Source organism: Streptomyces sp. NPDC045431, from assembly GCF_040646655.1.
Classification (GTDB): Bacteria; Actinomycetota; Actinomycetes; order Streptomycetales; family Streptomycetaceae; genus Streptomyces.
The window spans coordinates 1-6,541 of record NZ_JBEZAQ010000042.1 but is presented as its reverse complement, the minus strand read 5'-3'; the positions used below and the strand labels follow the sequence as shown (position 1 = coordinate 6,541).

The following is a 6,541-nucleotide window of genomic DNA, read 5'->3' as shown; positions in this document are numbered from 1 at the left end:
GGCCGGTGACCTTGTGCCAGGTGTTCGTCTGGAGCTGGACGCCCGCCCGGATCTCCGAGGCTCCGTCGATCTCGAACAACAGGTCTGCGTCGTCGTCCTCGGTGTCGCCGCCGACCAGGCCCAGGAGCTGACGCAGGTACCGGGTCCACTCGATCGCCCGGCGGCCGGACACCGCCGTCTCGTACTCCGCCCACTTGCCCAGGCACCAGGACAGGTCACCGTGCCCCGGGGCGTCTTCCTCCAGGACGCCGCCCATCAGGTCCCCGATCCGGCCCAGCATTTCGAAGGGGGTCATGTTCCCCTGACGGCCCCGCTTGAGGTCACCACGGGCGATCTCGTTCGCCGGAGAGATGGACTTGTGGCCGTCCTGGAGCTTGGCGACGTACCGGCCGAAGTCCTCGGCATCGCGGGCCGTTGCCAGCCGCTTGAAGTCCACGCCGTGCTCATCGCTGGGCTTGAACGAGGGGTCCACCTTGGCCAGGTGCCGAGTCCAGACCGCGCGGAAGTGGTCTTCCAGCTCGCCCAGGGCGTCATCCGAAGGGGTGAACACCTCCACCACGCGCTTGTCTTTGCGGTCCCCCTCAGTGCGTCCGCCGACGAGCACCAGGGCGTGAATGTGGGGGTGCCAGCCGTTGCCCTGGCCCACGGTGATCTCAGTCGCGCGGATCATGCCGACGTACCCGACACGGCCCCGAATGCCGATGTCGGGGTTGCCGTCAGCGTCGAGGCGGTCAGGCCGTCCGGCCCAGGTCCCACCGGTGATGAGCCGCTGATACGCGCCCGGCTTACGGGTGGTGCCCTTGTCCTTGTCGGCCCGGGTGCCCTGGATCGCGTCCATCAGGTCGGCCAGCTTGTCCGTGGCCGCGTGCCGGGCGGTGAAGGTCACCAGGTAGGCGGACCCTCCCTGTTGCATCCAGGAGACGGCCGCCGCCGTGATCTCCTCGGCACGGCCGTGCCGGATCTTGGCCGAGCAGACCGGGCAGAACCAGATCTTCCCGCACTTGAGGAGCCCGAGCGCGATGGCGGTTCCCTCGGCGGTCTGCGCCAGGATCACGCCCGACTCAGGGTCCATGACCGTCCGGCCGCAGCCCCGGCACGTCCGGTCTGACGAGATCTTCCAGAGCGTCCGGCGGTCGGCGTACCGGCGGGCCCGACGCTCGCGGGAAGCACGTTCGCGGGCCGCTTCCCGGTCCGTGTTCGGATTTGCCACGGCCGACGTTTCCGCAGGTCGGAGGGGGTTGGGAAACTCTGTTGTTTCTTTCCCAAGGTGTTCGCTTTTGCCGTCGCCCGTCTTGAGGGTCCGGGCAATGGCCCGCTTCGCGGCCATCCGGCACGCGTCGGAGCAGTACACGCGGGGGCGCTTGCCGGGCGTGTGCGTGATGGGAGTGCCGCAGTGGCAGCGGGGACCGGCGGGCCGCTGTGGCGGGACGGCCGGGGTGTTTCGTACGCTGGTCATCAGCAACGTTTCCTGTCTCGGTCTCAGCGAGGCTGGAGGCGGACGGCCCGGAGTTGTTAGCTCTGGGCCGTTGCCATGTCTGGGGTCGATCTTGCCCTACAACGACCGTGCGGCCCGCCGGAATTGACCGGCGGGCCGTCGGCGTGTCGTCAGGGGGCGATGAGTTCGCGGCGCAGGGCGGTAGCCGTGCGACGGCTCAGGCCCAGGTCTTGAAGCTGCTGGATGGTCACCTTGCCGCCCTGGTCGGCGGTCAGCTTCTCTGCCTTCCGGCGGACCGTGGCGGTCACCTCGGAGCCGCCGGGGGTGACCGGGGCAGTGACCACCTTCCGGTCTGTCTTGGTCGGTACGGCGGTCACCTCCTGGTCGTCCTCGGTGACCGGCAGGGGGACCGGGACGGGGGCCGGGGTGGTCACCTCGGTGGTCACCTCGGCGGTCACGTCCTGGTCGTCCTGGTGGTCACCGGGGGCGGCCACCTCGGCGGCCAGGTGAGCGGCCAGCGCCATGGAGATGACCGGCACGGCCGACACCCCGATGACCATCCCCGGGCCGACGTTGAGGTGACCAGTCGCCACCAGGTGCCCCAGGGCGTTGAGGACCACGGAGGTGACCACCGATGCCCCGGTCATCCACTGGCCGAGCTTCTGAACGCCGGGGGTGAACCAGGCGATCAGGGCGACCATGGCGAGCACGTCCACGGCGACCGGCAGGGACCACGACAGCCACTCGTTCCAGCCGACCGACCGGCCGAGGGTGGCCAGGGTGTCAGCGGAGGCAGCGAACGCGGTGACCGAGACGACCACGGCCCCGGAGATGACCACGTGGCGGCGGGTGATGTTGGAGGTCACTTGGAGTCCTTCCGGAGTTCGCGGACGGCCTTGACGGCCACGGGGGCGGCCACGGCGACCGCGATAGCGGTCACGGCCAGGGCGAGGAAGAGGGCGACCAGGACGCCGCCCCCGGCAAGGAGCGCCAGGACGAGCCAAGCCCGGTCAGAGGACCCCTTGCGGGGCTGCTGCTGGGCCAGGGAGAGCGCGGCGGACATGGCCTTGGCCTGGGCGGTGTCGCGCTCCGCCTGGGCCGCCTGAGAGGCCGCCAGGAGCTTCACGACTTCGAGTAGCTGCGTCTCCTGCTCCGCCTTGACGACGGACGCCTGAGCGGCTTCCAGCGGGGTGAGTTCGTGGCTCATGCCGCACCCCCGAGGGCGATCGTGGTGCCGCTCTTGGCCACCAGGCCGAGCTTTTCCAGGGACTTGACCGCGCGGGTCACGGAGCCGGGGTTGATGTCGGCAGCCTTGGCAATCTCCGCGTTGGTCCCCGCGCCGCCCTGTATGGCCGCCAGGACGGCCCGTTGGTTGTCCGTGAGGGTGTCGGGGTCCACCGGGGCCGGGGTGGTCTCCTGCGGCCCCTCAGAGCCGTTCTCAGGGGCCGGAGAGCGCCACGGGTCGGCAGGGGGAAGAGCGGCGATCACGTCGCCCGGCACGAACCACAGCCGGAGCGGGTTCGGGGGCCGCTTGCGGTACCGGAGCAGCGCCCGACCCGGCACGCCGTCCAGGCCCGAAGGCGTCCATCCGGTCTGCTGGGCGGTCTCGCCGAAGACCGACCGCTCATGCTCGCCCGCGCCCGTCGTGAGCGACAGGAAGGCCGACATGTTGTCCTTCACCAGCGCGGGCACACCGGCGGTCTTGGTGGGGTTCTGCGTGGCCCAGACGAACTGGAAGCCCACCGCACGGGCTTCGCTCCACAGCTCTTCGAGGAGGTCCAGGACGTCCGCGTACTGCTTCTGCTTCGACATCCGGACGATGGCCGCGCCCTCGTCGATGATCACCAGGAGATTGCGGTTCTCCGGGCTGCCGTCCGGCACCCAGTCCGCCCCGGTGGCGATGCCCTGACGCCGGTACATCTCCCGCGTCAGTTCCTTGACCATCGCGTAGATGTCGGCCATCCGCTGCTCACGGTTCGGCTCCTGGCCGACTGACCGCACCACGTGCTGAACGCCGATCGCTTCCTGACGCTTCGGGTCCACGACGATGGCCGTCCAGTCGTCCGACCGGATCGCCCGCATCAGCAGCGGACGCCAGGACACCGACTTGCCCATGCCGGTGATCCCGGCGAGCAGGACGTGAACGCCCGCCTTGAGCGGGAGGTCTACGAACTCCCCGGTCACCTCGTCCACGCCGATGCCCACGTGATCCGGCGTCCAGAGCATCGACATGCCGTCCGAGGCGGACCGCGTGCGGACGATGATCCGGGCCCAGTCGCCCTGACTGCCCGCCTTGATCTCCATCCGCGTATCGGTCTTCACGCCGAGCAGCGCACGGACACTGTCCGCCTCAGCCGCCAGCTTCTTAGCCGACCACTTGAAGTCGAGGCGGACGCCGCACACGACCCCGGCGGGGGTGATCTCCGGGGGAGTGGTGACCGTGCCGGACAGGCCCCGGGCGTCCGCGTGCTGGACCCAGTACGACGGGTCAAGCCGCTCCATGAGCTGACGCTCTTCGAGGGTCGCCCCGTCCTCCACGGTCAGCGAGAGCTGACGCCGACCGAGCCACAGGCCGCCGACGTGAGCAGCGATCAGACCGGCCGAGACCGACGCGGGCCAGGTGGCCCAGTCCGCCGAGGTCGAGAGCGCCCAGGAGGCGAGCGACGCGGGCACCACGTGCAGCGCGTGACCCCGGACCGCGAGCGTCGCCAGCGTCACCGGGTAGTTCCGGCGGGCCGTCTTCAGGTCCGCCTTAGCCGTCCCCTTGTGCTTGCGGGCCGCACGGTCCGCCGTCGCCGCCGCCCGGCGAGCCGTACCAAGCGGGTTCTTGCTTCCCTTCCGGGCCGCCGCCCGCTGAGTCTTGGCCGTGGCCGCCGTCGAGCGAGCCGAGTTGTGGGCCCGCTGTGCGTCCATCAGCGCTTTCAGGTGCTCCGGGGTGCGGAGCTTGGCCCGGCGGTCGGCCTCAGCGTCCCAGCGGGCCGCGAACGGGACGAACGCCGGGGTCAGCGCGTCGAGCGTGTTGATCACGGACGATTTGGCTCCGGCAGCAGCCGACGCCCATCCTTGGGTCTTGTCCACGGGAGTCCTCTCAGGTGCTCGTGGATCTGGGCGGCTCCCGTTGGCGCGGGGGCCGTCCGTCTTTGTGGAGTTAGATGCGGGTCTGTCCCGCGCTGTCCGCCCGAGGCGGAAGCCTGTCGGCGTTGGCGATCGCCGCGTATCCGGAGATCAGCTCACCGACCGTCAGGCCGAAGAAGTCCGCGACCTTGGGCAGGTCGTTCAGCTTCCAGTTCGAGTTGCCCAAGAGCCGCTGTGAGAGCGAGCCACGCGTAATCCCGATCACCTCGGCCACGTCGACTTGCCGCCGACCAGTCCGGGTCATCAAGAGCCGGATCGTCTCGTTCACGAGGGCTTCCAAGTCCTCAGCCTGCCTCTCGGTCATGATTACTTCCCCTTCGCGGCGATGACATTGCCATCGCCACGCCGATGATGACACGGCGATACCTGCGATGACAACCCCATCATTGGACCATGTCCGCTATGAGCACTTGATCCCGCAATCCCGAGGCGCAACGACCTTGCGCGCGGATTGCGGGCCCGCGTGCGCGTTGACCTGCGGTTTTCGGTTGTTGCGGCTCTTGCAGGGAGGGGGCCCTACGCGTGCGCGCGCGAGGCTGCGGCCCGTGGGTGGTGAAAAGACAGAGGCTCCGCCGGGCTACCACAGCCCAGAGGGGAGGGGGGCTCCGTTGTGGTCTGCGGGTTCGTGGGTGGCTGGGGTGGTGAGGGTCTGGGGGGGTTCCCTCCGGCCACGACAGCGCCAGAGGCAAGCAGACCGCCCCGGGGGCCGCAAGCGACGAAAAGCGTGTCGCTTGCACCCCCCGAGTCGGCCCGCTAGGGCTTCGCCCGCTGCCGCGACCGGAGGGAACCCCCCCAGACCCGGGGGGTGTGTTGCGGAGGCGGGGCGGGTGCGGGTTGCGTCGTTTTCGCAGGCCAACGGCCCGCCGAGTTTCGTCAGTTGACGTATCTCCGGGCCCCTCGTTTCGTCAGTTGTCGAAACGATCGGGTCAGCCTGAATCGAGCGGCGCAGACTGACACAGAAGGGCTAGGCTGCCTCTCAGTGCTCAGGGTGAGCACGAGAGAGGGGGACCGATGTACATCCGCATCGCAATCGCAGTGACGCCGCTCGGCGTGGCCCTGGTGGTCCTGGTGGTGCTCCACCTGACGCTGTAGCCCACCGGCCGAACGACGAAGCCCCGGAGCCTGACGGCTCCGGGGCTTCTTGCGTTTCGTGGTCAAGGTCGGGGGTGGCGGAGACGCCGGCCACGGGCCCGGGGGGCCCTTTGGCAGGCGGCTCCGCCACCCCCTCACGTGGGTGCCGCCCAGGGGAATCGGCCGAGTTCGGCCGCTGACGGCCTGTCGTCCGATTCCCCTGGGAGCGAGCTATGCCCGTGCGCTTCGCTTACGGGCTGCCCGCCCCGCACTCCCTTCGGTCGCAACGGGGGGAGGACGGCCCCGAGAGGGCCGCCCAGACGGCCCCCGAGGGGGCCGCCGACTGACGGCCCGAGGCCGTCAGTGGTGGTCGCAGAGCCAGCGGACCGGCGGACCCTCGCAGTGGGCGCAGGGTCCGGCCAAGTCGCAGTCCGCCCAGCCCCGATGGGGCAGCCCGACCCCGGGGCAGTGGACGCCCCGGGAACAGGACATCGAGCCGTCGCGGTGGTCGAGCTGGATACCGGTGCACTCCGTGACGTGCTGCCGGAGGCGGGATTGTTGGCGGACTCGACGTGCCATGACGGTCTCTCCTTCGGTCAGCGCTCGACCCTGCGGCGAGCGGCAGCAGCGTCCCGCCGTTCGGCGAGCTTGGCCAAGGTGGCGTCCCACGCTTCGGTGATCTCGCCGGGGGTGAGGAGCCGGACCGAGGCCGCCGACGCACCGGCGAGGGTGACCACTTCGGTCACGGCGTCGAGGTCCAGGCCGTGACCCTCGACGGCCTCTGTCGCGGCCAGGTCGAGCGCGCGGCCGGTGACCTTGTGCCAGGTGTTCGTCTGGAGCTGGACGCCCGCCCGGATCTCCGAGGCTCCGTCGATCTCGAACAACAGGTCTGCGTCGTCG

At 70.0% G+C, this 6,541-nt stretch carries 5 protein-coding genes and 2 pseudogenes; all 7 read right to left on the bottom strand.

Annotated elements, in window-relative coordinates; translation table 11 throughout:
• Positions 1-1,072, bottom strand: a pseudogene (locus AB0A69_RS33760) (replication protein); the annotation flags it as partial.
• A gap of 533 nt (positions 1,073-1,605) precedes the next feature.
• Positions 1,606-2,301, bottom strand: a complete 696-nt coding sequence (locus AB0A69_RS33755) for a DUF2637 domain-containing protein (RefSeq protein WP_361429931.1) — start codon at positions 2,299-2,301, stop codon at positions 1,606-1,608.
• Positions 2,298-2,642 carry a hypothetical protein gene (locus tag AB0A69_RS33750; protein ID WP_361429929.1) on the bottom strand — a complete coding sequence of 115 codons (345 nt, stop codon included), beginning with the start codon at positions 2,640-2,642 and terminating at the stop codon, positions 2,298-2,300. Before AB0A69_RS33750 ends, AB0A69_RS33755 begins: the two co-directional genes overlap by 4 nt.
• Complete coding sequence (locus AB0A69_RS33745) at positions 2,639-4,462, bottom strand: MarR family transcriptional regulator (RefSeq protein WP_361429927.1); 1,824 nt, start codon at positions 4,460-4,462, stop codon at positions 2,639-2,641. The genes AB0A69_RS33750 and AB0A69_RS33745 overlap by 4 nt, the downstream gene beginning before the upstream one ends.
• Positions 4,463-4,583: 121 nt before the next feature.
• On the bottom strand, positions 4,584-4,874 hold the full coding sequence (locus AB0A69_RS33740; RefSeq protein WP_361429925.1) for a helix-turn-helix transcriptional regulator: 291 nt from the start codon (positions 4,872-4,874) through the stop codon (positions 4,584-4,586).
• A 1,127-nt stretch (positions 4,875-6,001) separates the two neighbouring features.
• Entirely contained in the window at positions 6,002-6,220 is a 219-nt protein-coding gene (locus tag AB0A69_RS33735) for a hypothetical protein (protein ID WP_361429923.1), read from the bottom strand.
• Between the two features lie 17 nt (positions 6,221-6,237).
• Positions 6,238-6,541, bottom strand: a pseudogene (locus AB0A69_RS33730) (hypothetical protein); the annotation flags it as partial.